Below are 26,174 nucleotides of genomic sequence, written 5' to 3' on the forward strand. Positions count from 1 at the left end.
AAGGCAAACGCTTCACCGGCGGCCGTGCCCGGACCGGGCACGGCCGCCGTTCCAGATCACGCACCGAATTCCAGGAAGCAGGACAATGGCTAACTTCTCCGCCGCCGACGTCAAGAAGCTCCGCGAGCTGACCAGCGCCGGCATGATGGACTGCAAGAAGGCTCTCGACGAGGCCGACGGCGACTTCGACAAGGCCGTCGAGATCCTCCGCGTCAAGGGCGCCGCCAAGGCTGCCAAGCGTGGCGAGGAGCGCGAGGCCTCCGCTGGCCTGGTCGCCCACTCCGGTGGCGCCCTGGTCGAGCTGAAGAGCGAGACTGACTTCGTCGCCAAGAACGACGACTTCGTCGCCACCGCGCAGCGCATCGCCGATGCCGCCAACGAGGCGAAGGCCAGTGACACCGAGGCGCTCAAGGCCGTTGCCCTCGACGGCAAGACCGTCGGCGAGGTCGTCGAGCAGCTCGCGATCACCATCGGTGAGAAGATCGAGCTGGGCGAGGTTGCCTACTTCGAGGGCAAGTCGGTGGTCTACCTCCACCGTCGCGCCGCCGACCTGCCGCCCGCCGTCGGCGTACTCGTCGAGTACGAGGGCGACAACGAGGAAGCCGCCCGTGGCGCCGCGATGCAGATCGCTGCCATGCGTCCGCGTTACCTGACCCGCGACGAGGTCCCGGCCGACGTCGTGGAGAAGGAGCGTGCCATCGCCGAGGCCACCTCGCGCGAGGAGGGCAAGCCCGAGCAGGCCATCGCCAAGATCACCGAGGGTCGCCTCAACGGCTTCTTCAAGGACATCGTCCTGCTCGAGCAGGCCTCGGTGACCGAGTCCAAGAAGACCGTCAAGGCCGTCCTCGACGAGGCTGGCGTGACCGTTACCCGCTTCGCGCGGTTCGAGGTCGGCGCCTGAAGTACCACGACAGGCAGTAGGGTTTGATCGGTTCCGCATCCGGGACCGACAGACCACGAGGAGGCCGGTCCCAGATGATCACCACATCATCACCGGGCCGGCCTTCTTGCTGCACCGGCACCATCGAAGGGAACAACGGGTGAGCTACAAGCGCGTCCTCCTCAAGCTCTCGGGCGAAGTATTCGGCGGAGGGGAAGTCGGCGTCGACCCAGACGTCGTACAGAAGGTGGCCCGCGAGATCGCGGCCGTCGTCGAGGCCGGCACCCAGATCGCCATCGTCACCGGCGGGGGCAACTTCTTCCGCGGCGCGGAGCTCCAGCAGCGCGGCATGGACCGGGTCCGTGCCGACTACATGGGCATGCTCGGCATCGTGATGAACTGCCTGGCGCTGCAGGACTTCCTGGAGAAGGAAGGCATCGACACCCGCGTCCAGACCGCCATCACCATGGGCCAGGTGGCCGAGCCGTACATTCCGCGCCGGGCCATCCGCCACATGGAGAAGGGGCGCGTCGTGATCTTCGGCGCCGGCATGGGCATGCCGTTCTTCTCCACCGACACCGTGGCCGTCCAGCGGGCGCTGGAGAGCCGGTGCGACGTCGTACTGGTGGCCAAGAGCGGCGTGGACGGCGTCTACACCGCCGACCCCAAGAAGGACCCGAACGCGGTCAAGCTGGACTCCGTCACCTATGACGAGGCGATCGCCCAGGGCCTGCAGATCATGGACCAGACCGCGTTCGCCCTGTGCGGGGAGAACAAGCTCCCGATGGTCGTCTTCGGGATGCAGCCCGAGGGGAACATCCTGCGCGTCGTCCAGGGTGAGAAGATTGGCACACTGGTCAGCGCTTCCGCATGACCCAGCCCACGTCCCAGACCGGGACAACCGCAATGCCTGAGGAGAAACCGTGATCAACCAGGTCCTGTCCGAAGCCGACACCAAGATGGGCAAGTCGGTCGATGCGACGCGCGAGGAGTTCGCGGCAATCCGCGCCGGCCGGGCACACCCGAGCATGTTCTCCAAGCTCGTCGCCGACTACTACGGCACGCCCACGCCGATCCAGCAGCTCGCCTCCTTCACGGCTCCCGAGGCGCGGATCATCCTGATCCAGCCCTACGACATGGGTGCCATTGCGGCGATCGAGAAGGCGATCCGTGACTCCGACCTGGGCGTCAACCCGGCCAACGACGGCAAGGTGCTCCGCTGCGTCTTCCCTGAGCTGACCGAGGAGCGCCGCAAGGAGTACATCAAGGTCGCCCGCGCCAAGGCCGAGGACGGCAGGGTCTCGGTCCGCAACGTCCGTCGTACGGCGAAGCAGGGCCTGGAGAAGATGGAGAAGGACGGCGAGGTCGGCAAGGACGACGTCACCGGGGCCGAGAAGAAGCTCGACGCGACCACCAAGAAGCACACCGACGCGATCGACGAGATGCTCAAGAACAAGGAAGCCGAACTGCTCGAGGTCTGAGGACCCGAGGAGGAGACATCCATGACGTCAGCCAAGCCGGCCGTGCCCGGGGACGAGAAGCCGGCCAAGGACCACGGCCGCGCGGGCCGTAACCTCCCCGCAGCGATCGGCTCCGCTGCCGTCCTCCTCTCGGCAGTCGCGCTCTCGCTGGCCTTCTGGAAGACCGGCTTCCTGATCATCGTCGGGATCGCCCTGGTCGCGGCCATCTGGGAGATGCGCCAGGGCCTGCTGCCCAAGGGCATCGACCTGCCCGAGCAGCCGCTGATGATCGGCGGCGCGGTGATGATCGCAGTCGCCTACTTCTGGGGTGCCAACGCGCTGGTCACCGCCACCGCGGTCAGCGCCCTGGTGGTGATGCTGTGGCTGCTGCGCCGCGGCATCGACGGCTTCGTCAAGAACGCCACCGCAGCGGTCTTCACCCTGATCTACATCCCCTTCCTCGGCTCCTTCGCCGCCCTGATGCTCGCCGAGGGCGGGACGGTCGACTTCGAGCGGTGGGACAACGGGGTCAAGGGGATCATCGCCTTCGTCCTGGTCACCATCGCCTCCGACACCGGCGGGTACGTCGCGGGCGTGCTGTTCGGCAAGCACCCGATGGCTCCGGTCATCTCGCCCAAGAAGTCGTGGGAAGGCTTCGGCGGTTCGCTGGTGGCCTGCGTCGCGGCCGGCATCGTGCTGGTCCTCTGGCTCGAGGGCGACTGGTGGGTGGGGGTCTGCCTCGGCCTGATCGCGGTGGTGATGGCCACCCTGGGCGACCTCGTCGAGTCGGTGATGAAGCGCGACCTGGGGATCAAGGACATGAGCCAGATCATCCCGGGCCACGGTGGCGTGATGGACCGCCTTGACTCGCTGCTGGCCACGATCGCGCCGATCTGGCTGCTGCTGCACTACCTGGTCTTCTGACCCCGGACTCGCTCAGCCCAGCTGGACGCGGACATCCGCGGTCAGCTTCTCCCACTCCGCCTCGGACCACTCGTCCTCGGGTGCGGCGTACTGCAGGACCAGGACGTTGGTGTCCAGCGACCTGACCAGCATCCGCGAGTGGTACGTCGTGCCGTTGGTGGTCGTGTACTGCACTTCCTGGCTCAGGAACTCCAGGTCGCCCCGGTCCGAGGGCAGGGTCGTCGTGGTGGGGTCTGCGGCGCTGACGGACTCGACGCCGGGGGAGTTCTGCTGCGCGCTGTAATAGGTGTCCAGGTAGGCCCTCGAGTTGCCTTCGTCGTCGCCGCCCTGGGTGCCCTGGTCGAGCTGGAAGCTGGTGAAGAGCCCGCCGGCCCTGGACAACTGGTTGACCCCGTCCTGGTCGATGACCGTGAGCGTCCAGCCGTCCACGCTGAGCGGGAACTCCCACACCGGGCGAGTGCTCCCGGTGGTGAAGTCGTCGGCGAGGCTGATCCGGTCCGCGGACGTGGCTGCCTCGCTGGCGGGTCCGTCGGTGGTCACCGCGTTCTCGTTGGTGCTGTTGCCGCAGGCGCCAGCGAGGAGCAAGGTCGCCAGTGCGAGCGCGGGGGCTGCCAGCAGGGTGGTCGATCGGGTCGATGCCATGCCATCGAGTCTGCGCGGTTCGGTGTGGCTCGAAACCAATCCGACGCCAGGAACGTCACACTGGTGAGGAGAGGAAGGTGTCCCGTGAAGCTCTTGCCCCGCACATCGTCGTACGCCGTGTTGCCCGCGGTGGTCCTGGCCCTGCTGCTGTTCGCCGCCTGTGGTTCCTACCAGGGCATGACCCCCGGCACCGACCCGGTTGGCAGTTGGGTGGTCACCTCGATCGTCGAAGCGGGCGAGGTGAAGGAGCCCGTGGACGGCACCGAGATCGGCATCGAGTTCACCGATGACGAGGTGCGGCTCCAGGCCGGGTGCAACTCGATCAGCGGGCGCTGGACGCTGTCCGGCGACGAACTCAACGCCGGGCCGATGATGCAGACCGAGATGGGGTGCGACCCGCCGCGGATGGAGCAGGATGCCTGGTTGGTCCGCTTCTTCGGCGCACCGGTCACGATCGGCGCCGATCCGCTGACGCTCACCTCGGGTGACACCACCCTCACGCTCACCCCGCGCGGCACGGTCCACCCGGATCGCGACTTCACCGGGGTGACCTGGCACCTCGACACGATCATCGAGGGCGAGTTGGCCAGTTCGGTGCCGGCCGGCGTCGAGGCAACGTTGGCCCTTGACGAGGACGGCAACGTCTCCACCCATGACGGCTGCAACGGCGGGAGCGGCACGGCCACGGTGAGCGCCGACACCATCACGTTCTCGGGGATGATGAGCACCCTGATGGGATGCATGGATGCCCGCGGCGAGGTCTCCACGACGTACCGCAGCGTCCTGACCGGGACGGTGACCTGGCAGATCAGCGGCGACCGGCTCAAGATCACCAACGGCGAGCGGACGCTCGGTTTCGTCGCCGGCTGAGTCGTCGTGGGAGACTGGTCGGGTCATGACTGAACCGACCAAGACCGAGCCGATCAAGACACTGCCGCTGGTCTTCGACGAGCCCCGCGGGCGCCGGAAGCCACCGCGCCACCTTGCCGACCTCGACGAGGCCGGCCGCAAGGCGCTGCTCACCGACGCGGGCCTGCCGGGCTTCCGGGCCAAGCAACTCTCGAACCACTACTTCGCGCGCCTGGTCGACGACCCCGCGGAGATGACCGACCTGCCAGCCGGTCAGCGCGACGAACTCGTCTCCGCGCTGCTGCCGAGCCTGATGACGCCGGTGCGGACGATGGAGGCCGACAAGGGCGCCACCGTCAAGACACTGTGGAAGCTCTTCGACGGGTCCCTGGTCGAGTCCGTGCTGATGCGCTATCCGGGCCGGGTGACGATGTGCGTCTCCAGTCAGGCTGGTTGCGGGATGGCGTGTCCGTTCTGTGCGACCGGCCAGGGTGGACTGCAGCGGAACATGTCCACCGCCGAGATCGTTGAGCAGGTGGTCGCCGGCGCCCGGGCGCTGGCCCGCGGCGAGGTTGCCGGGGGAGTGGGCCGCGTCTCCAACGTGGTCTTCATGGGCATGGGCGAGCCGATGGCCAACTACAAGGCGATGATCGGCGCCGTACGTCGTCTCACCGATCCGGCGCCTGCCGGGCTGGGCATGAGCGCCCGCCACGTCACCGTCTCCACCGTCGGCCTGGTGCCGCGGATGCTGCAACTGGCCGACGAGGGCATCCCGGTCACCCTGGCGCTCTCCCTGCACGCGCCCGACGACGAACTGCGCAACGAACTGGTCCCGATCAACACCCGCTTCTCCGTGGCCGAGACCGTGGACGCCGCGCACAACTACTTCGCGAAGACCGGGCGCCGGGTCTCCATCGAATACGCCATGATGCGCGACATCAACGACCAGGCCTGGCGCGCCGACCTGCTTGCCGACGTGCTCAACGAGCGCGGCCGCGGCTGGGCCCATGCGAACCTGATTCCGCTGAACGAGGTCCCCGGATCCCAGTTCACCCGCTCGCGCGAGGAGGACATGGAGGAGTTCGTACGCCGTCTCGAGGCGAAGGGCATCTCCACCACGATGCGCGATACGCGGGGCAATGACATCGACGCTGCTTGTGGGCAGTTGGCTGCATCGGAGTAGATCGGCCGGTATGCGTCTCAGCCGTTCGAGACGACGAGCGGTGCATACGTGCCATGAGTGGCGGAAGCCCCGGTTACAGTGCCGACATGGCGAACGCGAAGGACCTTCGGGCTGATCCGGCATACCAACAGTTGATCGATCTGGCTCGAGTGACGGGAGACATTGACCTAATCAAGGCAATGGAGCACCTGGGTCACAATTCTCGTCTCGACAAGAACTTCGTGATCTACAGCCGCACTAGCGGTGTGGGCAAGGCCGCTTTCAAGACGTTGGGGCTGCCGCCCGCAGGGATTACCGTTCGCCAAGCCCTAGAGCGGGCATACGCCTACGCAAATTCGCGCGGTGGCCGCGACAATGAGGAATTCGCCGATGCGCTACGTAGGTATATCGGCGTTGCGGAAGGGTCAACGTCGACGGAGGCTGTTCCAGACGTCAACCAACGCCGTATTGACTACATCGAACTACGTTTGCCGACTCACAAGTTGCCGCCCCTTGGCCTGGACACCGTCCGTGATGGCGTACTCATCGTGCCTCCTCACGTTGCCGTGGTTCGACATGCTGCATGGGAAACCTGGACTCCGGGAGCCACGTGGCAGAACAGGACCCATTGGGGTGGGAAGATCCCGTTGGGCCTTGAAAGCGAGGGCAGCATCCGGCACGACGTTGCGCGAGCATTGGCGGCCCATGACTCGCACGAGCTAGCGGCGCTTGCAGCTCATCCCGGGTGGGAATGGGCAGCCAGTTTGATGCCATCCGTGTCGGGGGAACCGCCGGCAGGCGATGTTCCTGTGGACTCCGGCTCTGTGGAGAGGTATGGGGCAACGGGCGGTGACGTCGGAGGCGCTCCCTATCGGCGTCAGGAACGCCAACCCGCCCCACATGATGAGGCGAAGGTGTTTTTGCGGAACCCGGATCTGATCGATCGGGGGACGGTAGCTCACATGGACATGCAGGATCTTCTAGGCGACATCGTTGAAAGCCGCGGACTCGCGCCGCTCCAGCCGCTCGGCGGTGATCCACAGTTCGACCTAGCCTGGCGCGATGGTTCCTCGGTAGTCGTCTGCGAGATTAAGAGTTTGACCGTGGACAACGAGGTCTCACAACTCCGGTTGGGATTGGGGCAAGTTCTCAGTTACGTCTACAAACTCGATTGGCTAAGGGTCGATAAGGTCCGAGCCGTTCTTGTCGTTGAGCGTGAACCTGTCGACCCCGATTGGGTAGGCATTTGCGCCGACAATGGCGTCACATTGACCTGGGCTCCGGACTTCCCGGGCCTGTTCCAGTCTGGGGTGCCGACGCAGCAGGAGGAAGGTTCGCCTGGCGAAGGCCCCGGCGGGGGCAAGTCGCGAAACCTTCATCACAGGGTCTTTCCGTATATGGATCATTTCGTGCAGTACGCAAACGACCGCGGGCCAGAAGCCTCGCCCTGGATTGTGCGGGATCGGTCGACGGCACTGAGAAACGAACGGCAGGGGCGAGGCCGCGCGCTTGGTCGGCGCTGGGCTCCTGGCGAATGGGAACAGGTCATCAGCAGTTCGCCGGCGGACGAACGGTGAGCGCCGCTTGTCGGTTGATGACCAGGTCGGTGCTGCCGCGTAGCATGTATCTATGACTGTTCCGGCTGAGGTTCTCGACGCAGTCCTCGGTCTGCCCGAGGAGGTGCAGGACGAGTTGGTGCACGAGCTCGCGGCTCGCCGCCACGGTGGCACACCTGCGGACCCTGCGTGGGACGTCGAGATCAGTGACCGGGTGGATGACATCGTGAGTGGTCGCGTGGAGACGATTCCGCTGTCGGAGATCAAGGCGGAACTCGCCGCTCGACGGGCTGCACGCGGCGCATGAAGGTCGACCCCGGGTTCCACCCGGAGGCGCGTGCTGAGTTGCTGGCGGAGATTGACTATCTCAATCACGAGCGGCCAGGTCTCGGTGACGAGTTCGAGCAGGCGCTCTACGCGGCGGCGGACATGATCGAGATGTGGCCGAACGCCGGCGCGATATGGCCAGATCTGGCGACGAGCGTCAACGTGCGGTCACTCGGAGTTCGGCGCTTCCCCTTCCGCGTTGTCTACATCAACGAGGGCAATCCGTTCACAGTCGTAGCAGTCGCGCACACGTCGCGGGAGCCTGGCTACTGGAAGCATCGTGTCACGTAGCCAGGGTTCACTCCTGGGTGGTCTCTAGCGATTGTTCATCCCGTTGAACGAGGTCCCCGGATCCCAGTTCACCCGCTCGCGCGAGGAGGACATGGAGGAGTTCGTACGCCGCCTCGAGGCGAAGGGCATCTCCACCACCATGCGCGACACGCGACACCCCGCCGACCTGTCTCACGGTCATACGCTTGACCCATGAATGATCCGGTGAGCGTTCGAAACCTCCGCAATCGCGGTGGGGCCGTCCTGGATGCGGTCGCCCGCGGAGGCGCTGTCGTCATCACGCGTGACGGTGTGCCCGTGGCGGAACTGCGCGCGGCCGCGGGCACCTCCCCGAGAGGCCCCTGATCACCACCGTCACGCTGGCAGAGTTGTCCGTCGGCCCGTTGGTGGCAACGGACGACCTCGAGCGGTCCCGTCGCCAGGCGAGCCTGCGAGCACAGGGCCGGAAGCCTGCTGCGCGCGCCTATGACGCGCTCATCGCGGCGACCGCATTGGCTTCGTCGCTGCCGCTCTACACCTGCAACCCGGACGACTTCGCGGGCATCGAGGGTTTGCACGTCCACCCCGTTCCGGGCCCGCCCCGGGCTGCCCCACCAGCGGCTGAAGACGTTGGCGTGACGTTCACGCGGGCGCAACACGCACCGCACGCTCCGTTCCGGAGAGGTTCCTAACTTCAGCTGTGGACAATGCCTCCACCCTGAAGGGGAAGCCATGCGCCTGCGTCACTCCGACCGCCTCCGCGTCCTGATCGTCTCCGAGTCCTTCCTTCCGCAGATCAACGGCGTCACCAACTCCGTACGCCGTGTCCTGGAGCACCTGGCACGTGAGGGGCACGAGGCACTGCTGATCGCTCCCACGGGACCCGAGGAATACTGCGGGTTCCCGGTGATCACCGCGCGCGGGGCCAGCCTGCCGTTCTACCAGGATTTCCGGATCGGCCTGGAGACCCGACGCCGGCTGCGCCACGAGATGCTGCGCTTCGACCCGGACGTGGTCCACATCGCCTCGCCGGCCACGCTCGGCCACCAGACCGTCCAGGCCGCGAACGACCTGGGCATCCCCACCGTCGCGATCTACCAGACCGACCTGGTCGGCTTCGCCGAGCAATACCGGATCCCCGGCGGCCCGCAGGCGATGGCCGCCCTGACCAGGCGGATCCACACCCGGGTCACCCGCACCCTCGCCCCGTCCACCGCCAGCCTGTCCCAACTCGACCGCCTCGGCATCAGTGACCTCGCCCTCTGGCCGCGCGGGGTGGACCTCGACCAGTTCGACACCCACCGCCGCGACGCAGACCTCCGGACACGGCTCGCCCCCAACGGCGAACTCCTGGTCGGCTACGTCGGACGCCTTGCCGCCGAGAAGGAACTTCACCTGCTGACCCACCTGGACGACGTCGACGGCATCCGCCTGGTGCTGGTCGGTGGCGGACCCGAGGAGGACCACCTGAAGCGGCTCCTGCCGAACGCGGCCTTCCTCGGCGTCCTGCACGGCGACGAACTCGGCGCGGCGTACGCAAGCCTCGACGTCTTCGTCCACACCGGCCGCCACGAGACCTACTGCCAGTCCGCCCAGGAAGCCCTCGCGGCCGGCGTACCCGTGGTGGCGCCCCGGGCCGGCGGCCTGATCGACGTGGTTGCCGAAGGAGCCGGCTTCCTCTACGCCCCCGGAAGCGGCGTCGACCTGCGCGGCCACGTCACCCGGCTGGCCGGGGACCCGCTGCTGCGCCAGCGGATGGCGATCACCGCACGCCGCAGCGTCGAGGAACGCTCCTGGCCGCGGGTCTGCGACCTGCTCATGGAGAACTACCGCCAGGTCATCGTCGGAGGCGACGGAGTCCGGGCCGTGGCGTGAGGCCCGGAAGCGGGTTTCGACCAACCACCTGCGTGGCATGCTTCCCTGCGGCACTGACCGGAACCGCAGGAGGAACGCATGTCGGCAACACCCCGCACCATCGAGCAGGTGGAGCTCACCAAGGCGAAGGGGATCCTCGACGAGATCTCCGGCGCCTTCTCCAAGCGGGTTGTCGGCCAGGAGCAGCTGCGCACCTCCCTCCTGGTCGCGATGATGGCCGAGGGGCACATCCTGCTTGAGAGCGTCCCGGGGCTCGCCAAGACACTGGCCGCCTCCACCCTGGCCAAGGCAGTCCGTGCCGACTTCGCCCGGATCCAGTGCACCCCCGACCTGCTGCCCTCCGACATCATCGGCACCCAGGTCTATGACCCCCGCAACCACGAGTTCGAGACCCAACTCGGCCCGGTCCACGCCAACTTCGTCCTCCTCGACGAGATCAACCGCGCCAGCGCCAAGACCCAGTCTGCGATGCTGGAGGCGATGCAGGAACGCCAGACCTCCATCGCCGGCGTGATCCACCCGCTGCCCACCCCGTTCATGGTCCTGGCCACTCAGAACCCGATCGAGGAGGAGGGCACCTACCTGCTGCCCCAGGCGCAGATGGACCGCTTCCTACTCAAGGAAATCGTGGAATATCCCCGCGACCACGAAGAACTCGAGGTCCTCAACCGCTTCGACAGTGGAGCACTCGGCACCGGCAGCACCATCGCCTCGGTGGTCACCCCCGACCAGGTCGGCTACCTGCAGCGCCTCGTCGAGCGGGTGTACGTCGACCCGGTGATCAAGCGCTACATCGTCGCCCTGGTCCACGCCACCCGCGACACCGCAAACGTGCTCGGCCCCGGCTTCGGCAACTGGGTCGAGATCGGCGCCAGCCCCCGGGGCACCATCGCCTTCTACCAGGTGGCCCGCGCCCTGGCCATCCTCGCCGGCCGCAACCACGTCATCCCCGAGGACGTGCGGCACCTGCGCCACTCCATCCTGCGCCACCGTATCCACCTGACCTTCGAGGCGCTCGCCGAGCGGGTCATGCCGGAGACGGTGATCGACGCCGTCTTCGCCGCCGTACCGGCGCCCTGAGGAACCGCGGATGACCACCCACCTGACCCGGGTCAAGGCCCGCATGACCATCCACGCACACCGCAAGGTGCGCGGGTTGCTGGAGGGCGAATACGCCTCCCTGCAGACCGGTCGCTCGATGGACTTCAACGACCTGCGCGAATACGTGCGCGGCGACGACGTCAAGGACATCGACTGGAAGGCGTCGGCGCGCACCCGCGCCCTCCTGGTCAAGAGGTACGCCGCGGCCCGCAAGCACAACATCATGCTCGTCGCCTCCACCGGTCGCTCGATGGCCGCGATGAACGACCTGGCCGTGCCCAAGCGCGACCTGGCCATCACCGTCGCCGGCGTGATCGGCTATCTCGCGGTCAAGCACGGCGACCAAGTCGGCCTGGTCCACGGCGACGCCGACCGCTGCCGCCAACTGCCGCCGGCCGGGGGAGAACTCAACCTCGAATACCGCCTGGCCGCCCTGCACGACGCGATCGACGTCGCCGCACCGCCCACCGACCTCAAGGCGGTGCTGCGCCACGTCACCCGCACCGTGCGCCGGCGCACCATCATGTGCGTGATCTCCGACGAGTACGACGTCGACGAGGAGATGCGCCAGATCCTGCGCCGCCTCGTCGTCCAGCACGAGATGCTCTACGTCTCGATCGGCGACCTCGACCCGACCAGAGCCGCCGGCGCCTCGGCCCTGGTCGACATCGACTCCGGCGGGCTGGTTCCCGACTGGGCGCGCGACGACGAGCAACTGCGCGCCGAGTACGCCGCACTCCTGGCCGGCCAGTCCAGCGACATGCGCCGCGAACTCGACGGGCTCGGCATCGTGCACCAGAGCGTCCATGACCACGAGAGCGCCGTGCACGCGGTGCTCGCCATGCTCGAGAGGCACCGCCATGCCGGCCGCCGATGAATTCACCGGCCCGGTCGGCTACTCCTCGCTGTGGGTGTGGCTCTCGATCCTCGCCGTCATCGCCCTCGGACTGTGGTTCCTGGGCGTGTGGGCATGGTCGATCAGCGGCCACCCCAAGCCCCCGCCACCCCGTGACCCGGCCCGCGCGCGCGGCGAGGCGCTCGGCGAACTGGACAGGATCGGCCACCGGGTCGCCACCGGTGAACTGGGCGAGCGCGAGGGTTACCAGCAGATGAGCGGCGTGGTGCGCGGCTTCGTCGCCGAGGCGACCGGCCTGCCCACGCACACGATGGCCCTGGCCGACCTGCGCGCCCTGGGCATCGAACCCGTGGCGGAGACGATCGCGCTGATGTATCCACCCGAGTTCGCCCCGGAGGACGACGCGGCCCCCGAACCGCTGGCCGACACCCTGGCTCGTGCCCGGAACGTGGTGGCGACATGGAACTGAAGTGGACCTGGCTGGTCATCGTCCTGGTCGTCGTCACGATCGCCTGGATCCTGCTCTGGTCGTTCCCCTCGCCGTTGAACCGCGCGCCGCGCAACGCACTGCCGGTCGCGCACGCCGCACGACTGCGCCGGATCCCGCGCTACCGGACCCTGGCCGCGCGCCGACGGGTGGAGATGGCGCTGCGGGTCGCCGCAGTGCTGGTCCTGATCGCCGGCTGCATCCTGCTCTCCGGTCGCCTGGTGGAGACCAAGACCCACCAGGCGGAGAACACCAACCGCGACATCATGCTCTGCCTGGACGTCTCCGGATCGATGATCGATTACGACGCCCAGGTGGTGGAGGAGTTCCAGCGGATCACCGAGGGCCTGGAGGGCGAACGGATCGGGCTCACCATCTGGAGCGGCGTCGCGGTCACCGTCTTCCCGCTCACCGACGACTACGAGTTCATCGTCGACCAACTCGACCTGGCCACGGAGAAGTTCAACTCCTACGACTACAACTACGTCGCCGGCACCTACCTAGGCGACGAGCGCGCCTCGCTGGTCAGCGACGGACTGGTCTCCTGCGTCGAGCGCTTCGACCGGCCCGACGAGGAGCGCGGGCGTGCCGTCGTACTCGCCTCCGACAACGACCCGCAGGGTGAGCCGATCTACACCTTCGACGAGGCCGCGCAGTACGCCGCCGACCGCAACGTCGTCGTGCACGGACTGGGTACGCCGGAGATGGACTACCTGCCCGGCTCCGTCGAGGAGTTCGAGCGGGCGATGAAGACCACCAAGGGCACCTTCTCGGTCTTCGGTGAGGACGGTACGGCGGCGAGCATCGTCGACCAGATCAACACCCTCGAGCAGGCCCGCAGCAAGCAACCGGCCCGCACCACCATCCTGGATCGCCCCGGCCTCGGCGCCGCCCTGATGGGGGCCGGGCTGTTGCTGGTGGTCGCGGCCGGCGTGAGGAGGAAGTCATGACCAGCGTCCTCCTGCTCCGCCCGATCATCCCCGCCTGGCTGGTGCTCCTGCTGGCGTTCGCCCTGCTCGGCGTGGCGGCGTACTTCCTCCAGACCCGTCCCCGTGAACGGACCACCTGGGTGATCCGCGCCCTGATGATCGTCGTCGGCGCCACGGTCCTGCTCCGTCCCGGAGTGGGGCAGGCACACGTCGAATCGGTCAACACCAACCTGGAAGTGCTCGTCGTCGTCGACCGCACCACCAGCATGTCGGCCCTGGACTGGGACGGCGACCAGCAGCGACTCGACGGCGTACGCGAGGACCTGGCCGCAATTACCGAGGCGCTGCCGGGCGCCCGCTTCGCCCTGCTCACCTTCGGCCGCTTCGTGCGCACCGAACTGCCGTTCTCCAGCGACAGCGGGGCGTTCCTCGCGGCTGCGGAGACGATGCGGCGCGAGGAACCGTTCGACGGCGTCGGCTCGACCCCCTCCATCGCCCTCGACGAGATGATCGCCACCCTGGAACGCTCCGCGGACCAGCACGAGGACCGCGAGCGGGTGGTCATCTTCATCTCCGACGGGGAGAACACCAGCGAGAACCCGCAGGAATCCTTCGCCCCCGTCGCGGACCTGATCGCCGGGGGAGTGGTCCTCGGCTACGGCACCACCGAGGGCGGCAGGATGCAGATCGACCTGGAACGCCCCGACGCCGGGTGGGTGCGCGACGAGGCCCGCGCATCCGACGCACTGTCGAAGATCGACGAGGAGAACCTGTCCCGGATCGCTGACGAGATGGGCGTCTCCTACCTGCACCGCACCGGACCGGGCGGCCTCGACGAGTGGGCCGAGGACTTGCGCAGTGACTTCCGTGCCGCCGGTGGCGGGGATGCCCAGGCCAAGCACGAGCTCTACTGGATCTTTGCGCTGGTCCTCTTCGGCCTCGCCCTGGCCGAGTTGAGGATCAGCTGGCGCGGGTTGCGCGCCGCGCACAAGGAGGTGGCCTCGCTGTGAGCATGACGAACCGGGCCCGGGCCCACACCCGCAACATCCTCTTCGCCGTCGGCATCGTCCCGGCGGTGCTGGTCCTGGTCTTCGTGACCAAGGTCGGCCTGATGCTCTCCGCGCAGGCCGCCGGCGACTCGGCGTACGACGATGGCGACTACACCAAGGCCGGTGAGGAGTTCGATGCCAACACCGGCACCAACATCTTCCAGTCGTGGATCGCCCACTTCAACCGCGGTGCAGCGCTCTTCCAGGCCGAGGACCACGAGGGCGCCATCGCATCCTTCGAGAAGGCACTGGCCAACGTCCCCGACGACAAGGAGTGCAAGGTGCGGATCAACATCGCCCTTGCCCACGAGGCGATCGGTGACGGACTGGTCGAGACCGACCCCCAGGGCGCGATCGATCGCTGGCAGTCCGGGCGGGACGTGCTCGCCGAGGGCGAGTGCCCCGACCGGGACGAGGACGCGAAGACCGTCGACGAGCGGCTGAAGAAGAAGATCGAGCAGGAGCAGAAGAAGCAGGAAGAGCAGCAGGACCCCGACGAGAACGACCCCGAGGAAGAGAAGAAGAAGCAGGAAGAGGAGGAGAAGAAGAAGCAGGAGCTCGAGGAGCGCAACAAGCAGGGGCGCGAGGACCGCAAGGACCTCGAGCAATACGAGGAATACCCCTACGAGGAGCGCCAGCCCGGCTACAGCTGGTGAGCCTCAGCCGATGATTGCGGCGGCCTCGTCGAGCGAGTCGACCAGGTGCACGTGCTCGCCCATCTCCCGCTCGGCGGCCAGCGCCTGCAGCAGCGGCCAGGCCGGCAACTCCCGGGTCCAGTGGTCCACCCCGACCAGCACCATCGGTGCCACCGAGTCGGCGTCGGCGTAGTAGTTCTCGCACGCGTCCTGGAAGATCTCCTGCACCGTGCCGGCCGCACCCGGCAGGAAGACGATCCCGGAGCGGCAGATCTCCAGCAGGATCGCCTCGCGCGTGGCGTTGCGGAAATACTTCGCGATCGCGGTGGGGAACGCGTTCGGCGGCTCGTGGCCGTAGTGCCAGGTCGGGATGCCCAGCGACTCGCCGCCCGCGGGCCACCGCTCGCGCACCGCGAACGCGGCCCCCACCCAGGCGCCGACGTCGGGCCGGAAGTCGGGCACCCGCCCCAGCAGCGCCAGCGCGGCGTCCAGGTCGGCCTCCGGGGTCCCGGCAAGCCAGGCACCCAGGTTCGCCGCCTCCATCGCGCCGGGCCCGCCGCCGGTGGCCACCGTGTGGCGTGCCCCCAGCAACTGCCCCAGCCGGGCGGCCCCGGCGTACGCCGGAGTGTTGCGCGCCAGGGCATGCCCGCCCATCACGCCGACCAGGCTGCGCCCCTGCACCCATTCGCCCAGCGCGTCGTCCATCGCGTGGTCGTGCAGGGCACGGGCCAGGGTGGTGTCGGTGTTCTCCGGCTGTTGTGACCAGCCATAGACCCGCGCATCGAGGGAGTCCGGATAGGCAGCCGTGTCGTAGAGGTCGCCGGCGGTGTAGAGGCGCCCGCGATAGGTGTCCAGCGGCACGTCGGGGATCGTCGGGAAGACGATGCCGCCGCGCGCCCGCACCGACTCCTCGTCGCCCTCGGCGAAGGTGCAGCCCAGGAAGAGGGCCCCGGCCACGGGCACCTGGGCCAGTTCGGCGCTGCGTTGCGAGACGTCCACCGACTGCAGGTGCCAGCCGGCCAGCGACCGGGCACGCATGATGCGACGATCGAAGTCGGCCAGCGACTCGACCTCGATGACGGGACCACTGCTACGGCGCACGAGACGAACCTAGCGGCTCAGAACGCCCCTGCGACCAGGTGGGCGAAGAGGGCGTCCTCGTCGGCGATCTCCGGGGCGAGTCCGTGGTGGCGGAACCAGGTGCACACGTTGCGACAGTCGCGCATCAGGAAGTCCAGGCCCTGCCGGTTGCCGGCCAGGTCGACCGCCTGCGGCAGGTCGATGACGACCAGCCGTTCACCCGTGGCCAACAGGTTGTACGCCGAGAGGTCACCGTGTGCGATCCCGTGCCGGGCCAGGATGGCCAGGGCGGCCCGTAGCTGCTCGAAATAGTCGCGGAGGAGCCCGGGCCCGGGCCGTGCCTGCGCGAGGCGCGGTGCAGGCAGCCCGTCCGTGTCCGTGATGAACTCCATCAGGATCTCGGTGCCGTCGAGCTGGACCGGGTAGGGGACCGGTGCGCCGGCCAGCCAGAGTCGACACAGACATTCCCATTCAGAGGCCGCCCACTGACCGACCGCGACGTGGCGCCCGAAGTTGGACTTGGCCTTGATCGCCCTGGCGTCCCGGGAGCGTCGGGTGGACCTGCCCTCGGTGTAGACCTCGCTGCGGTGGAACGCCAACTGGTCACGGCCCTTGTACCGCTTGGCGGCCAGCACCACGCCCGGTTGGCCGGGAACTGCGCGCTCGAGGAGGAAGACCTCGGCCTCCTTGCCGGTCTTGAGGATGCCCAGCTCGGTGTCGAGTGCACCCTGGCTGGTGACCACCCACCCGGGCCGGGGCTCGGGACCACGGCACAGTGGCTCGACCGAGGCCCAGGTGGACCAACGCTGGTCAGCGCCGGGTTCGTCGAGTGGTTGGAAATCGAAGTGGAATGTCATGCGAGGAGCTCCGAACGTGAGAGGTGTGGTCTGCGGACAGGCCAAGGACGCTGGGTGACATGTCAGCTCCTCTCAGTCGGCACGGGTCCTCGCCGGGACGCCGTAAGGTTGCCCCGAGTCTTGTCCCGCCATCGGGACAGCGCAACTGAATTACCCGAGGAGGAGACCGTGCCCCTGGCGTGGTTCCGCACCCCGAGCGGCGAGGAGCCCGGTTCCCTGAACCTGGCCTACAACGCCGTGGACCTGCCCGTGATCCGGGGGCAGGCCGAGGAGCCGGCCCTGATCGGCGACGAGCCGATGGACCGTGCCGGGTTGCTCGAGGTCTCCGCGGCCCTGGCCGGTGCGCTGAAGGCGCTGGGCACCGCGCCCGGCACCCGCGTCGGCGTGGCACTGGCCGATCCGGTCCGCGAACTCCTGGTCTTCCTCGCTGTCGCCCGCCTCGGCGCGGTCCACGTCGACCTCACCCCGGACCCGGTGGCACGCCTGGCGGAGCACGCGCCCCATGTCGTGGTCACCGACCGGCCACTCGACCTCGCCGGCCACGCTCCCGCAGCCGTGGTCACCCTCGACATCGACGCCGTGGACGGACCACGCGAGGAGGCACGTGACCTGGACTGGGAGACGGCGCTGCGGGCCGGCCGCACCGACCCGGCCGGATGCGAACCGGTGGCGCCGGGCACCACGGCGTACGTGCTGGAGGCCGCGGTGGTGCTGGGCGACGAACTGGCCGATGACCGGTTCGGGGCGATGATCGCGGACCTGGCTGCAGGACGGCCCGTGGACCCGGCTGGCAAGATGGGCCGGTGACTTCCCGCGACATCGTCATCCTCGGCTCCACCGGCTCCATCGGCACCCAGGCGCTCGACCTGGTCCGTGCCAACCCGGACCGGTTCCGTGTCGTCGGCCTGACCGCGGGCGGGTCCAACCCGGAACTCTTCGAGGCCCAGGTCGCCGAGTTCTCACCCGTCTTCTCCGGGCTGGGGGAGGAGGCCTCCGTGAAGGCTGCGTCGATGGGATGCGACGTGGTGCTCAACGGGATCACCGGCGCCGTCGGCCTGCGGCCCACCCTGGCTGCCCTCGACGCCGGCACCACGCTGGCCCTGGCCAACAAGGAGTCCCTGATCATCGGCGGCTCCCTGGTCACCGACCGCGCGGCACCCGGCCAGATCGTCCCGGTCGACAGCGAGCACTCGGCGGTGGCGCAATGCCTGCGCGGCGGCACGCCCGACGAAGTACGCCGCCTGGTGCTGACCGCCTCCGGTGGCCCGTTCCGGGGCCGCACCCGGGTCGAACTGGACGGCGTCACCCCCGAACAGGCGCTGAACCACCCGACCTGGTCGATGGGCCCGGTGATCACCGTCAACTCCGCGACCCTGGTCAACAAGGGCCTGGAGGTGATCGAGGCCCACCTGCTCTTCGGCATCGACTTCGACCGGATCGAGGTGGTCGTCCACCCGACCTCGGTGGTCCACTCGATGGTGGAGTTCGTCGACGGCTCCACGCTGCTCCAGGCCAGCCCGCCGACGATGATGATCCCGATCGCGCTCGGCTTGGACTGGCCCGACCGGGTGGCCGACGCGGCACCGCCGGTGGACTGGTCGCGCCCGGAGACCTGGCAGTTCTTCCCACTCGACGACGATGCCTTCCCCGCGGTCGGCCTCGCCCGGCGCGCCGGACAGGCGGGCGGCACGGCACCGGCCGTCTACAACGCGGCCAACGAGGTCTGCGTCGAGGCGTTCCTCTCCGGACAGCTGGCGTTCAACGGCATCGTCGACACGGTGGCGGGTGTTCTGGCGGCGTACGACGTAGATTTGGGCCAGGAGATGACCGTCGAGACGGTCCTGGCCGCAGACGCCTGGGCCCGCCAGGCGGCAGCAGACGCGATCACCGCAGCAGGCGAAGGGAGCCACCGGGCATGACGGCGCTCTACTACACGCTCGGCGTGGTGATCTTCGTCGTCGCGATCCTCGTCTCGATCGCCCTGCACGAGCTCGGCCACATGGTGTGGGCCAAGAAGTTCGGCGGCAAGGTCACCCAGTACTTCGTTGGGTTCGGCAACACGCTGTGGTCCAAGCGGATCGGCGAGACCGAATACGGCATCAAGGCCATCCCGCTCGGCGGGTTCGTCAAGATCGTCGGCATGCTTCCCCCGGAGAAGGAGGCGAGCGCCGAGACCGTCATCGATGAGCACGGCAACGAGGTGGTCCGCCTCCGCCAGTCCAACACCGGCATCTTCACCCAGCTGATCAGCGACGCCCGCTCGGCCGAATGGGAGCTGATCCAGCCCGAGGACTCCGACCGCCTGTTCTACAAGATGCCCTGGTGGAAGAAGGTCATCGTGATGGCGGCCGGACCGTCGGTCAACATCCTGATCGCCTTCTTCATCTTCGCGGCCCTCTTCGCCAGCTACGGCAACATCGGCGACCAGCGCTCGGACCCGGTGGTGCGCGCCGTCCAGCCGTGCATCGTGCCGTACGCCGAATCCGGCCGCGAGTGCACCGCCGACGACCCGGTCAGTCCCGCCGTCGATGCCGGCCTGCAGATCGGCGACGAGATCGTCGCCTTCAACGGCACCGAGATCGACGGCGACTGGGCCCTGCTCACCCAGATGATCCGCGACAACGCCGACGGCGCAGCAGCGCTGACCGTGGTCCGTGACGGCCAGCGGGTCGAGCTCACCACCAACACCGTGATCAGCGACCGACCCACCTCGATGACGGACGAGACCCTGCGCGCGGTCGGCTTCCTGGGCGTGGTCCCCGAGTCGCACCTGGCCACCGGAGGTGTCCTCTACACCCTGGACCAGATGGGCGACATGACGGTGCGCACCGTCGAGGCGCTGAGCACGCTGCCGGCCAAGGTCTGGGACGTCGGCCAGGCCATCATCGGCCTGGAGGAGCGCGACCCCGAGGGCCCGATGAGCCTGGTCGGTGGTGGCCGGATCGCCGGCGAGACCGCCGCGCACCAGGAGTTCCCGGTCAAGGAGAAGGCAGTCCTGCTGCTGATGCTGATCGCCGGGTTCAACTTCTTCATCGGCATGTTCAACTTCGTGCCGCTGCTGCCGCTCGACGGCGGCCACATCGCCGGAGCGCTGTGGGAAGGGTTCCGCCGCCGGCTGGCGAAGATCTTCAAGCGGCCCGACCCCGGCTATGTGGACGTGGCGAAGCTGCTGCCGATCGCCTATGTGGTCGCCGGCGCCTTCCTGTTGATGAGCGTCGTGCTCATCATCGGTGACCTGGTGGTCCCGATCTCGATCAGTTGACCACCAAGAAGCCCCCGATCCCCTCGGAGATCTGGGTCCTGGTCGCCGCAGCGTTCGTCATCGCGCTCGGCTATGGCCTGATCTCCCCGGTGCTGCCGGCCTATGCGCGCAGCTTCGACGTCGGGGTCGCGGCCGCCTCGGTGGTGGTCTCCGCGTTCGCCTTCTTCCGGCTCGTCTTCGCCCCCGCCGGGGGCGCCCTGGTGTCCCGGCTGGGGGAGCGGCCCGTCTATCTCACCGGCCTGCTGATCGTGGCCGCCTCCTCGTTGGCCACCGCCTTCGCCCAGTCCTATGCGCAACTGCTGGTGCTGCGCGGCCTGGGCGGGATCGGGTCGACCATGTTCACCGTCTCGGCGATGGCGCTGCTGGTGCGCCTGGCCCCGCCCGCGATCCGGGGCCGGGTCAGTTCGGCGTACGGCTCGGCCTTCCTGGTCGGCGGGATGATCGGTCCGCTGGTCGGGGGTGGCCTGGCCGGATTGGGGCTGCGGGTGCCGTTCATCGTGTACGCCGCGGCGCTGGTGGCGGCCACCCTGGTGGTGGGCATCCGCCTCTCGGGCACCCGGCTGCGCCCCGACCCCACCCGATCGGCGCCGCCGCCGATGCTGCTCGCCGAGGCGCTGGCCTCGCCGACCTATCGCGCAGCGCTGGCCTCCGCGTTCGCCAACGGCTGGTGCAACTTCGGGGTCCGGGTCGCGGTGCTGCCGCAACTGGCCGTGGCCATCCACGACGACACCTGGGTGGCCGGCGTGGCCCTGGCCTGTGCCGCGGTCGGCACCGCGATCACGCTGCAGTTCAGCGGCTCCCTGGCCGACCGGCTCGGGAGGCGGCCGATGGTGCTGGCCGGGCTGGTCGTCACCGCCGTGGGGCTGGGCGTCATCGGGCTGGTCACCGACCTGGCCGGCCTCCTGGTCCTCTCCGCCTTCTCCGGGGTCGGTGCCGGCCTGCTCAACCCGGCCCAGCAGGCGGCCGTGGCTGACGTGGTGGGCCAGGACCGCTCGGGTGGCAAGGTGCTCGCCACCTTCCAGATGGCCCAGGACGCCGGCGCGATCGTCGGACCGGTGCTGATCGGGGTGGTCGCCGACCAGGCCGGCTATGACTGGGCGTTCATCGTGACCGGTGTGGTGGCGCTCGTCGCCGTCGTACCGTGGCTGAGGGCACCGGAGACCGCACCTGTCCCACCGGGCGCAGCCACGTAGACTCGCCACCATGACCGCGATCAGCCTGGGCATGCCTGAAGCCCCACCACCGGTGCTCCATCCGCGTCGCAAGAGCCGCAAGATCAAGGTCGGCAAGGTCGACGTGGGCGGGGACGCGCCCGTCTCGGTGCAGTCGATGACCACCACCGTGACCTCGGACGTGAACTCCACGCTGCAGCAGATCGCCGAACTCACCGCCGCCGGGTGCGACATCGTCCGGGTCGCCTGCCCCAGCCAGGACGACGCGGACGCGTTGCCGGCGATCGCGCAGAAGGCGCAGATCCCGGTGATCGCCGACATCCACTTCCAGCCGAAGTACGTCTACGCCGCGATCGACGCCGGATGCGCTGCCGTCCGGGTCAACCCGGGCAACATCCGCCAGTTCGACGACCAGGTCAAGGAGATCGCGCGCGCCGCGAAGGACGCCGGCACCTCGATCCGGATCGGCGTCAACGCAGGCTCGCTCGACAAGAGGCTGCTGGCCAAGTACGGCAAGGCGACCCCGGAGGCGCTGGTCGAGTCCGCGGTCTGGGAGGCCAGCCTCTTCGAGGAACACGACTTCCACGACTTCAAGATCTCGGTCAAGCACAACGACCCCGTGGTGATGTCGCGGGCCTACGAGATGCTCGCCGAGCGCGGTGACTGGCCGCTGCACCTGGGCGTCACCGAGGCCGGGCCCGCGTTCCAGGGCACGATCAAGTCCAGCGTCGCCTTCGGCTACCTGCTCGGGCAGGGGATCGGCGACACCATCCGGGTCTCCCTCTCCGCACCCCCGGTGGAGGAGGTCAAGGTCGGCATCCAGATCCTGCAGTCGCTCAACCTGCGCCCCCGCAAGCTCGAGATCGTCTCCTGCCCGTCCTGTGGACGCGCCCAGGTGGACGTCTACAAGCTCGCCGAGCAGGTCACCGCCGGCCTGGAGGGCATGGAGGTGCCGCTGCGGGTCGCCGTGATGGGGTGCGTGGTGAACGGGCCCGGCGAGGCACGCGAGGCCGACCTGGGCGTCGCTTCCGGCAACGGCAAGGGCCAGATCTTCGTCAAGGGCGAGGTGATCAAGACCGTGCCGGAGTCGCAGATCGTGGAGACCCTGATCGAGGAAGCGATGCGGATTGCCGAGACCCTCGAGCCGGTCGAGGGCGGCGCTGCCGAGGTCACTGTCGGGTGAACCCGGTTCGGGTGCTCGGGCCCGAGGACGTCGAGGCGTTCCTCGCCCTCACCGCCCAGGACCCGGTGGTCAACGTCTTCGCGGAGTTCCGCGCTCGCACCACGCGCCTGGACCCCCGCTGGCTGGGCGGCCAGGTGGTCGGACTGCATCGCAGCGGTGAACTCGTCGGTGCGCTGCACCTGGGCGCGAACCTGGTCCCGGTCGGCATCCAGACCGACGACGTAGCGGCGTTCGCCGAGGCGGCCATGCGGGCCCGGGGGAGGGTCTCCACCATGGTCGGCCGATCGGCGCCGGTCGAGGCGATCTGGCGCCAGGTGGGCCCACGCTGGGACGAGCCACGCGACGTACGCCCGGGCCAGTTGCACATGGAGATCGCCGGGCCGGCCCAGGTTGAGCCACACCCCGACGTACGGCGGACCAACGCGGACGACTTCGACGCCGTCTATCCGGCATGCGTGGCGATGTACACCGAGGAGGTCGGGGTCTCGCCGGAGCTCGGCGGCGCCGCGATGTACCAGACCCGGGTGCGCCAGCTGATCGGGCGCGGCTGGCAGTTCGCGATCATCGAGGGCGGCCGCGCCATCTTCAAGGCCGAGGTCGCCTGTGCCTCGCCGTACGCCGCCCAGGTCCAGGGCGTGTACGTCGTCCCCGACCGCCGCGGGGAGGGCCTGGCCAGTCACGGGATGGCGGCGGTCGCGGAGATGATCCGCGCCGACGTCGCGCCGGTCGCCTCGCTCTACGTCAACGCGCACAACCTCTCGGCCCGGCGCGCCTATGAACGGGCCGGCTTCACCGAGACCGCGAAGTTCACCACGATCATGTTCTGAGCGCGCTGGCGCCCGATCAGGATGACCCGGTGAGCATTCCCACGGACGTCCTCGGCCTGGCCGGCATCTTCGCGGTCTCCGGCACCATCCACCTGGTCCGTCCCCAGGTCTACGAACCGATCGTTCCGAAGTTCGTCCCGGCGCACCGTGAGATGGTGCTCGGGTCCGGCGTGGCCGAACTCGCCTGCGCCGCTGGGCTGCTCCACCCGCGCACCCGGCCGGCCGCCGGCTGGGCCAGCGCGGCGCTGCTGCTCGCGGTCTATCCGGCCAACTTCAAGATGGCCGCCGACGCCCAGCGCAGCCACAACACCGCGCTCAAGGTCGGCACCATCGCCCGGCTGCCGCTGCAAGTGCCGATGATCCGTTGGGCACTCAAGGCGGCACGTGGGACGGACCGGGCCTAGGGCTGCCAGACCACCTCGAACTCCTCCAGCACCACCATCGTCTCGTCGGTGACCTCGGGTTCGGCGCCGGTGATCGCGGCAGTCTCCGCGAAGAAGGCACGGTGCACCTCGCGCCAATGCGCCAGGCTCAGGTCACCCTCGCCCTCGCGACGGGCATGCTCCTCGTCGACCGTGCCGAACGGGACCACCCGCACCCCGGTGGTGGCGATCAACACCCGGGGCCGGCCCGAGCCGTCCAGGATGATGGAGAGGTTGCCGGTCCGCGGCAGTTCTTCCTCGCCGTAGTCGCGCAGCGCCGAGGCGGTGGCCGTCTTGGTGCCGTCGAGCACCAGTTCCACCAGTTCGTCGGCGGTCTCCGGATCCGCGCCGAACGCCCAGGCCGGCGGACGCATGGCCTTGCCGGGGTCGGCGCCGAGGTAGAAGCCGAGCGGATTGACCCGGGCGTGGACGTGCGCGTCCTCCCAGAAGGCTTCGATCCAGGCGTCGTTCCCGGGCTGGTCCGTCTCCTCGTCCATGGTCGGAACCCTACGGGTGAAACCCGGATGAATGCGGCAGCGCGCGGCGGATAGCCTTGCCGCCATGAGTGAAACCACCGGGACAGGTCGATCCGCTCGCGTCCTGCGCATGTCGAACCTCTTCGTCCGCACGCTTCGCGACGACCCCGCTGACGCAGAGGTGCCCAGCCACCGGCTGCTGGTGCGGGCCGGCTACGTACGCCGTGCCGCGCCGGGCATCTACACCTGGTTGCCGCTGGGCCTGCGGGTGCTGCGCAACGTCGAGGGCATCATCCGCGACGAGATGGACGCGATCGGCGCCCAGGAACTGCAGTTCCCCGCGCTGCTGCCGCGCGAGCCCTACGAGGCGACCAACCGGTGGACCGAGTACGGCGACGGCATCTTCCGGCTCAAGGACCGCAAGGAGGCCGACTACCTGCTCGGCCCCACCCACGAGGAGATGTTCACCCTCGCGGTCAAGGACATGTATTCCTCCTACAAGGACCTGCCGGTCTGGCTCTACCAGATCCAGAACAAGTACCGCGACGAGGCGCGCCCCCGCGCCGGGATCCTGCGCGGGCGTGAGTTCGTGATGAAGGACTCCTACTCCTTCGACACCACCGACGAGGGCCTCGACGCGTCGTACGCCGCCCACCGCGACGCCTACATCAAGACGTTCGACCGCCTCGGCTTCGAATACGTCATCGTCAAGGCCACCTCCGGTGCCATGGGTGGCTCCCGCTCCGAGGAGTTCCTGGCCAAGGCGGACGTCGGCGAGGACACCTACGTCCGATGCACCGACTGCGACTACGCCGCCAACGTCGAGGCGGTCGCCGTACGTCCTCCTGCGAAGCAGGCGTACGACGACGCACCCGCGGCCCACGCGGAGCAGACCCCCGACACGCCCACCATCGAAACGCTCGTGGCACACCTCAACGAGGCGTTCCCCCGTGACGACCGGCCCTGGGCTGCAGGTGACACCCTCAAGAACGTGCTCGTGGTGCTCAAGCACCCCGACGGCACCCGCGAGCCCCTGGCGATCGGCGTGCCCGGCGACCGCGAGGTCGACCAGAAGCGCCTCGAGGGACAGTTGGAGCCGATCGAGGTCGAGCCGATGGACGAGGCCGAACTGCGCAAGCACCCCGCCCTGGTGAAGGGCTACATCGGCCCCGCCGTGCTCGGCGAGGAGTCGCAGTCGAAGATCAAGTACCTGGTCGACCCCCGCGTGGTCGAGGGCACCCGCTGGGTCACCGGCGCCAACGTCGACGGCCAGCACGTCATCGACCTGGTCGCCGGTCGCGACTTCACCCCCGACGGCACGATCGAGGCCGCCGAGGTGCGCGACGGCGACGCCTGCCCCAACTGTGAGTCCGGCACACTCCAGGCCGCGCGTGGCATCGAGATGGGCCACATCTTCCAGCTGGGTCGCAAGTACGCCGAGGCGCTCGACCTGAAGGTGCTCGACGAGAACGGCAAGCTGGTCACGGTGACCATGGGCTCCTACGGCATCGGTGTCTCGCGTGCGGTCGCCGCGATCGCCGAGGGCAACAACGACGAACTGGGCCTGGTCTGGCCCCGCGAGATCGCCCCCGCCGACGTGCACCTGGTCGCCACCGGCAAGGACCCGGACGTGTACGCCGCAGCCGAGCGGATCGCGGCCGACCTGGCCCGTGCCGGGGTCGAGGTGCTCTTCGACGACCGCCCGACCAAGGTCAGCCCCGGCGTGAAGTTCAAGGACGCCGAACTGATCGGCGTCCCCACGATCGCCGTGGTCGGCCGGGGCCTGGCCGAGGCCGGCACGGTCGAGGTCAAGGACCGCCGCACCGGCGAGCGGCAGGACGTGCCGCTCGGCGACATCGTCCGCCACCTGACCGAGATCGTCCGGGGCTGAGC

Annotated in this window: 30 protein-coding genes; 26 read left to right on the forward strand and 4 right to left on the reverse strand. The window is 68.7% G+C overall.

Annotated features, from left to right (window positions below; translation table 11 throughout):
• The first annotated feature begins 85 nt into the window (after window positions 1-85).
• The 4 genes from tsf (at window position 86) to Q9R27_RS04015 (ending at window position 3,264) form a co-directional block, all read left to right on the forward strand.
• Window positions 86-901 carry a translation elongation factor Ts gene (tsf, locus tag Q9R27_RS04000; RefSeq protein WP_311251046.1) on the forward strand — a complete coding sequence of 272 codons (816 nt, stop codon included), beginning with the start codon at window positions 86-88 and terminating at the stop codon, window positions 899-901.
• A gap of 139 nt (window positions 902-1,040) precedes the next feature.
• Window positions 1,041-1,754 carry a UMP kinase gene (gene pyrH, locus Q9R27_RS04005; protein ID WP_311251047.1) on the forward strand — a complete coding sequence of 238 codons (714 nt, stop codon included), beginning with the start codon at window positions 1,041-1,043 and terminating at the stop codon, window positions 1,752-1,754.
• Between the two features lie 52 nt (window positions 1,755-1,806).
• Entirely contained in the window at window positions 1,807-2,361 is a 555-nt protein-coding gene (gene frr, locus Q9R27_RS04010; RefSeq protein WP_311251388.1) for a ribosome recycling factor, read from the forward strand.
• Window positions 2,362-2,382: 21 nt separating this feature from the next.
• Window positions 2,383-3,264, forward strand: a complete 882-nt coding sequence (locus Q9R27_RS04015) for a phosphatidate cytidylyltransferase (protein ID WP_311251048.1) — start codon at window positions 2,383-2,385, stop codon at window positions 3,262-3,264.
• A gap of 12 nt (window positions 3,265-3,276) precedes the next feature.
• On the opposite strand, the gene Q9R27_RS04020 is transcribed toward Q9R27_RS04015, so the two are convergent.
• On the reverse strand, window positions 3,277-3,906 hold the full coding sequence (locus Q9R27_RS04020; RefSeq protein WP_311251049.1) for a hypothetical protein: 630 nt from the start codon (window positions 3,904-3,906) through the stop codon (window positions 3,277-3,279).
• A gap of 84 nt (window positions 3,907-3,990) precedes the next feature.
• On the opposite strand from Q9R27_RS04020, the gene Q9R27_RS04025 reads away from it, so the two are divergent.
• From Q9R27_RS04025 to Q9R27_RS04085, 14 genes are all read left to right on the forward strand, one after another.
• Complete coding sequence (locus Q9R27_RS04025; protein WP_311251050.1) at window positions 3,991-4,776, forward strand: META domain-containing protein; 786 nt, start codon at window positions 3,991-3,993, stop codon at window positions 4,774-4,776.
• A 25-nt stretch (window positions 4,777-4,801) separates the two neighbouring features.
• Entirely contained in the window at window positions 4,802-5,938 is a 1,137-nt protein-coding gene (gene rlmN, locus Q9R27_RS04030; RefSeq protein WP_311251051.1) for a 23S rRNA (adenine(2503)-C(2))-methyltransferase RlmN, read from the forward strand.
• Window positions 5,939-6,024: 86 nt separating this feature from the next.
• Window positions 6,025-7,494, forward strand: a complete 1,470-nt coding sequence (locus tag Q9R27_RS04035) for a hypothetical protein (RefSeq protein WP_311251052.1) — start codon at window positions 6,025-6,027, stop codon at window positions 7,492-7,494.
• A 52-nt stretch (window positions 7,495-7,546) separates the two neighbouring features.
• Window positions 7,547-7,780: a hypothetical protein gene (locus tag Q9R27_RS04040; protein WP_311251053.1), complete on the forward strand. Its 234-nt coding sequence runs from the start codon at window positions 7,547-7,549 to the stop codon at window positions 7,778-7,780.
• Complete coding sequence (locus Q9R27_RS04045) at window positions 7,777-8,091, forward strand: type II toxin-antitoxin system RelE/ParE family toxin (protein WP_311251054.1); 315 nt, start codon at window positions 7,777-7,779, stop codon at window positions 8,089-8,091. Before Q9R27_RS04040 ends, Q9R27_RS04045 begins: the two co-directional genes overlap by 4 nt.
• A 31-nt stretch (window positions 8,092-8,122) precedes the next feature.
• Window positions 8,123-8,287, forward strand: coding sequence for a hypothetical protein (locus Q9R27_RS04050; RefSeq protein WP_311251055.1), 165 nt, complete (start codon window positions 8,123-8,125; stop codon window positions 8,285-8,287).
• Window positions 8,284-8,436, forward strand: coding sequence for a type II toxin-antitoxin system Phd/YefM family antitoxin (locus Q9R27_RS18730; RefSeq protein ID WP_397219642.1), 153 nt, complete (start codon window positions 8,284-8,286; stop codon window positions 8,434-8,436). The genes Q9R27_RS04050 and Q9R27_RS18730 overlap by 4 nt, the downstream gene beginning before the upstream one ends.
• 366 nt (window positions 8,437-8,802) lie before the next feature.
• Window positions 8,803-9,945, forward strand: coding sequence for a glycosyltransferase family 1 protein (locus Q9R27_RS04055; RefSeq protein WP_311251056.1), 1,143 nt, complete (start codon window positions 8,803-8,805; stop codon window positions 9,943-9,945).
• 78 nt (window positions 9,946-10,023) lie between these two features.
• Window positions 10,024-11,025 carry a MoxR family ATPase gene (locus Q9R27_RS04060; protein ID WP_311251057.1) on the forward strand — a complete coding sequence of 334 codons (1,002 nt, stop codon included), beginning with the start codon at window positions 10,024-10,026 and terminating at the stop codon, window positions 11,023-11,025.
• A gap of 10 nt (window positions 11,026-11,035) precedes the next feature.
• Window positions 11,036-11,923 carry a DUF58 domain-containing protein gene (locus Q9R27_RS04065; protein WP_311251058.1) on the forward strand — a complete coding sequence of 296 codons (888 nt, stop codon included), beginning with the start codon at window positions 11,036-11,038 and terminating at the stop codon, window positions 11,921-11,923.
• Window positions 11,907-12,371 (forward strand): hypothetical protein, encoded by a 465-nt coding sequence (locus Q9R27_RS04070; RefSeq protein WP_311251059.1) that lies wholly within the window; start codon window positions 11,907-11,909, stop codon window positions 12,369-12,371. Before Q9R27_RS04065 ends, Q9R27_RS04070 begins: the two co-directional genes overlap by 17 nt.
• Window positions 12,362-13,339: a hypothetical protein gene (locus Q9R27_RS04075; RefSeq protein WP_311251060.1), complete on the forward strand. Its 978-nt coding sequence runs from the start codon at window positions 12,362-12,364 to the stop codon at window positions 13,337-13,339. The genes Q9R27_RS04070 and Q9R27_RS04075 overlap by 10 nt, the downstream gene beginning before the upstream one ends.
• On the forward strand, window positions 13,336-14,328 hold the full coding sequence (locus tag Q9R27_RS04080) for a VWA domain-containing protein (RefSeq protein WP_311251061.1): 993 nt from the start codon (window positions 13,336-13,338) through the stop codon (window positions 14,326-14,328). Before Q9R27_RS04075 ends, Q9R27_RS04080 begins: the two co-directional genes overlap by 4 nt.
• A gap of 2 nt (window positions 14,329-14,330) precedes the next feature.
• Window positions 14,331-15,023 carry a tetratricopeptide repeat protein gene (locus Q9R27_RS04085; protein ID WP_311251389.1) on the forward strand — a complete coding sequence of 231 codons (693 nt, stop codon included), beginning with the start codon at window positions 14,331-14,333 and terminating at the stop codon, window positions 15,021-15,023.
• Window positions 15,024-15,026: 3 nt separating this feature from the next.
• Here the strand turns inward: Q9R27_RS04085 and Q9R27_RS04090 are convergent, their stop codons facing one another.
• Together Q9R27_RS04090 and Q9R27_RS04095 are read right to left on the reverse strand one after the other, a co-directional pair.
• Window positions 15,027-16,103: a Rossmann fold nucleotide-binding protein gene (locus tag Q9R27_RS04090; protein WP_311251062.1), complete on the reverse strand. Its 1,077-nt coding sequence runs from the start codon at window positions 16,101-16,103 to the stop codon at window positions 15,027-15,029.
• A 17-nt stretch (window positions 16,104-16,120) separates the two neighbouring features.
• Window positions 16,121-16,939 (reverse strand): RIO1 family regulatory kinase/ATPase, encoded by an 819-nt coding sequence (locus Q9R27_RS04095; RefSeq protein WP_311251063.1) that lies wholly within the window; start codon window positions 16,937-16,939, stop codon window positions 16,121-16,123.
• A gap of 168 nt (window positions 16,940-17,107) precedes the next feature.
• Here Q9R27_RS04095 and Q9R27_RS04100 point away from each other — a divergent pair, with 168 nt between their 5' ends.
• The 7 genes from Q9R27_RS04100 to Q9R27_RS04130 are packed head-to-tail and all read left to right on the forward strand — an operon-like array spanning window position 17,108 to window position 23,787.
• Entirely contained in the window at window positions 17,108-17,746 is a 639-nt protein-coding gene (locus tag Q9R27_RS04100) for an AMP-binding protein (protein WP_311251064.1), read from the forward strand.
• A complete protein-coding gene (dxr, locus tag Q9R27_RS04105; protein WP_311251065.1) occupies window positions 17,743-18,858 on the forward strand; it encodes a 1-deoxy-D-xylulose-5-phosphate reductoisomerase in 1,116 nt (371 codons plus the stop codon). The genes Q9R27_RS04100 and dxr overlap by 4 nt, the downstream gene beginning before the upstream one ends.
• Complete coding sequence (locus tag Q9R27_RS04110) at window positions 18,855-20,201, forward strand: site-2 protease family protein (protein WP_311251066.1); 1,347 nt, start codon at window positions 18,855-18,857, stop codon at window positions 20,199-20,201. The genes dxr and Q9R27_RS04110 overlap by 4 nt, the downstream gene beginning before the upstream one ends.
• Window positions 20,198-21,394 (forward strand): MFS transporter, encoded by a 1,197-nt coding sequence (locus Q9R27_RS04115; protein WP_311251067.1) that lies wholly within the window; start codon window positions 20,198-20,200, stop codon window positions 21,392-21,394. Before Q9R27_RS04110 ends, Q9R27_RS04115 begins: the two co-directional genes overlap by 4 nt.
• 10 nt (window positions 21,395-21,404) lie before the next feature.
• A complete protein-coding gene (gene ispG, locus Q9R27_RS04120; protein WP_311251068.1) occupies window positions 21,405-22,556 on the forward strand; it encodes a flavodoxin-dependent (E)-4-hydroxy-3-methylbut-2-enyl-diphosphate synthase in 1,152 nt (383 codons plus the stop codon).
• Window positions 22,553-23,383, forward strand: a complete 831-nt coding sequence (locus Q9R27_RS04125) for a GNAT family N-acetyltransferase (RefSeq protein ID WP_311251069.1) — start codon at window positions 22,553-22,555, stop codon at window positions 23,381-23,383. Before ispG ends, Q9R27_RS04125 begins: the two co-directional genes overlap by 4 nt.
• A 29-nt stretch (window positions 23,384-23,412) precedes the next feature.
• Window positions 23,413-23,787: a hypothetical protein gene (locus tag Q9R27_RS04130; RefSeq protein ID WP_311251070.1), complete on the forward strand. Its 375-nt coding sequence runs from the start codon at window positions 23,413-23,415 to the stop codon at window positions 23,785-23,787.
• On the opposite strand, the gene Q9R27_RS04135 is transcribed toward Q9R27_RS04130, so the two are convergent.
• The gene (locus tag Q9R27_RS04135; RefSeq protein WP_311251071.1) at window positions 23,784-24,302 is read right to left on the reverse strand and encodes an ASCH domain-containing protein; all 519 of its coding nucleotides are present in this window, start codon (window positions 24,300-24,302) and stop codon (window positions 23,784-23,786) included. The genes Q9R27_RS04130 and Q9R27_RS04135 overlap by 4 nt on opposite strands.
• 64 nt (window positions 24,303-24,366) lie before the next feature.
• Between Q9R27_RS04135 and Q9R27_RS04140 the strand changes: the two genes are divergently transcribed.
• Window positions 24,367-26,172, forward strand: coding sequence for a proline--tRNA ligase (locus Q9R27_RS04140; RefSeq protein WP_311251072.1), 1,806 nt, complete (start codon window positions 24,367-24,369; stop codon window positions 26,170-26,172).
• The last annotated feature ends 2 nt before the right edge of the window (window positions 26,173-26,174 follow it).

This window comes from Nocardioides sp. AE5 (genome assembly GCF_031844485.1).
Classification (GTDB): domain Bacteria; phylum Actinomycetota; class Actinomycetes; order Propionibacteriales; family Nocardioidaceae; genus Nocardioides.

Excerpts from the sequence above, each read along its gene's own strand:
- tsf (WP_311251046.1), top strand. The coding sequence starts at position 86 with ATGGCTAACTTCTCCGCCGCCGACGTCAAGAAGCTCCGCGAGCTGACC.
- Q9R27_RS04015 (WP_311251048.1), top strand. The coding sequence starts at position 2,383 with ATGACGTCAGCCAAGCCGGCCGTGCCCGGGGACGAGAAGCCGGCCAAG.
- Q9R27_RS04020 (WP_311251049.1), bottom strand. The coding sequence starts at position 3,906 with ATGGCATCGACCCGATCGACCACCCTGCTGGCAGCCCCCGCGCTCGCA.
- rlmN (WP_311251051.1), top strand. The coding sequence starts at position 4,802 with ATGACTGAACCGACCAAGACCGAGCCGATCAAGACACTGCCGCTGGTC.
- Q9R27_RS04035 (WP_311251052.1), top strand. The coding sequence starts at position 6,025 with ATGGCGAACGCGAAGGACCTTCGGGCTGATCCGGCATACCAACAGTTG.
- Q9R27_RS04040 (WP_311251053.1), top strand. The coding sequence starts at position 7,547 with ATGACTGTTCCGGCTGAGGTTCTCGACGCAGTCCTCGGTCTGCCCGAG.
- Q9R27_RS04045 (WP_311251054.1), top strand. The coding sequence starts at position 7,777 with ATGAAGGTCGACCCCGGGTTCCACCCGGAGGCGCGTGCTGAGTTGCTG.
- Q9R27_RS18730 (WP_397219642.1), top strand. The coding sequence starts at position 8,284 with ATGAATGATCCGGTGAGCGTTCGAAACCTCCGCAATCGCGGTGGGGCC.
- Q9R27_RS04055 (WP_311251056.1), top strand. The coding sequence starts at position 8,803 with ATGCGCCTGCGTCACTCCGACCGCCTCCGCGTCCTGATCGTCTCCGAG.
- Q9R27_RS04060 (WP_311251057.1), top strand. The coding sequence starts at position 10,024 with ATGTCGGCAACACCCCGCACCATCGAGCAGGTGGAGCTCACCAAGGCG.
- Q9R27_RS04065 (WP_311251058.1), top strand. The coding sequence starts at position 11,036 with ATGACCACCCACCTGACCCGGGTCAAGGCCCGCATGACCATCCACGCA.
- Q9R27_RS04070 (WP_311251059.1), top strand. The coding sequence starts at position 11,907 with ATGCCGGCCGCCGATGAATTCACCGGCCCGGTCGGCTACTCCTCGCTG.
- Q9R27_RS04075 (WP_311251060.1), top strand. The coding sequence starts at position 12,362 with ATGGAACTGAAGTGGACCTGGCTGGTCATCGTCCTGGTCGTCGTCACG.
- Q9R27_RS04080 (WP_311251061.1), top strand. The coding sequence starts at position 13,336 with ATGACCAGCGTCCTCCTGCTCCGCCCGATCATCCCCGCCTGGCTGGTG.
- Q9R27_RS04085 (WP_311251389.1), top strand. The coding sequence starts at position 14,331 with ATGACGAACCGGGCCCGGGCCCACACCCGCAACATCCTCTTCGCCGTC.
- Q9R27_RS04095 (WP_311251063.1), bottom strand. The coding sequence starts at position 16,939 with ATGACATTCCACTTCGATTTCCAACCACTCGACGAACCCGGCGCTGAC.
- Q9R27_RS04110 (WP_311251066.1), top strand. The coding sequence starts at position 18,855 with ATGACGGCGCTCTACTACACGCTCGGCGTGGTGATCTTCGTCGTCGCG.
- ispG (WP_311251068.1), top strand. The coding sequence starts at position 21,405 with ATGACCGCGATCAGCCTGGGCATGCCTGAAGCCCCACCACCGGTGCTC.
- Q9R27_RS04135 (WP_311251071.1), bottom strand. The coding sequence starts at position 24,302 with ATGGACGAGGAGACGGACCAGCCCGGGAACGACGCCTGGATCGAAGCC.
- Q9R27_RS04140 (WP_311251072.1), top strand. The coding sequence starts at position 24,367 with ATGAGTGAAACCACCGGGACAGGTCGATCCGCTCGCGTCCTGCGCATG.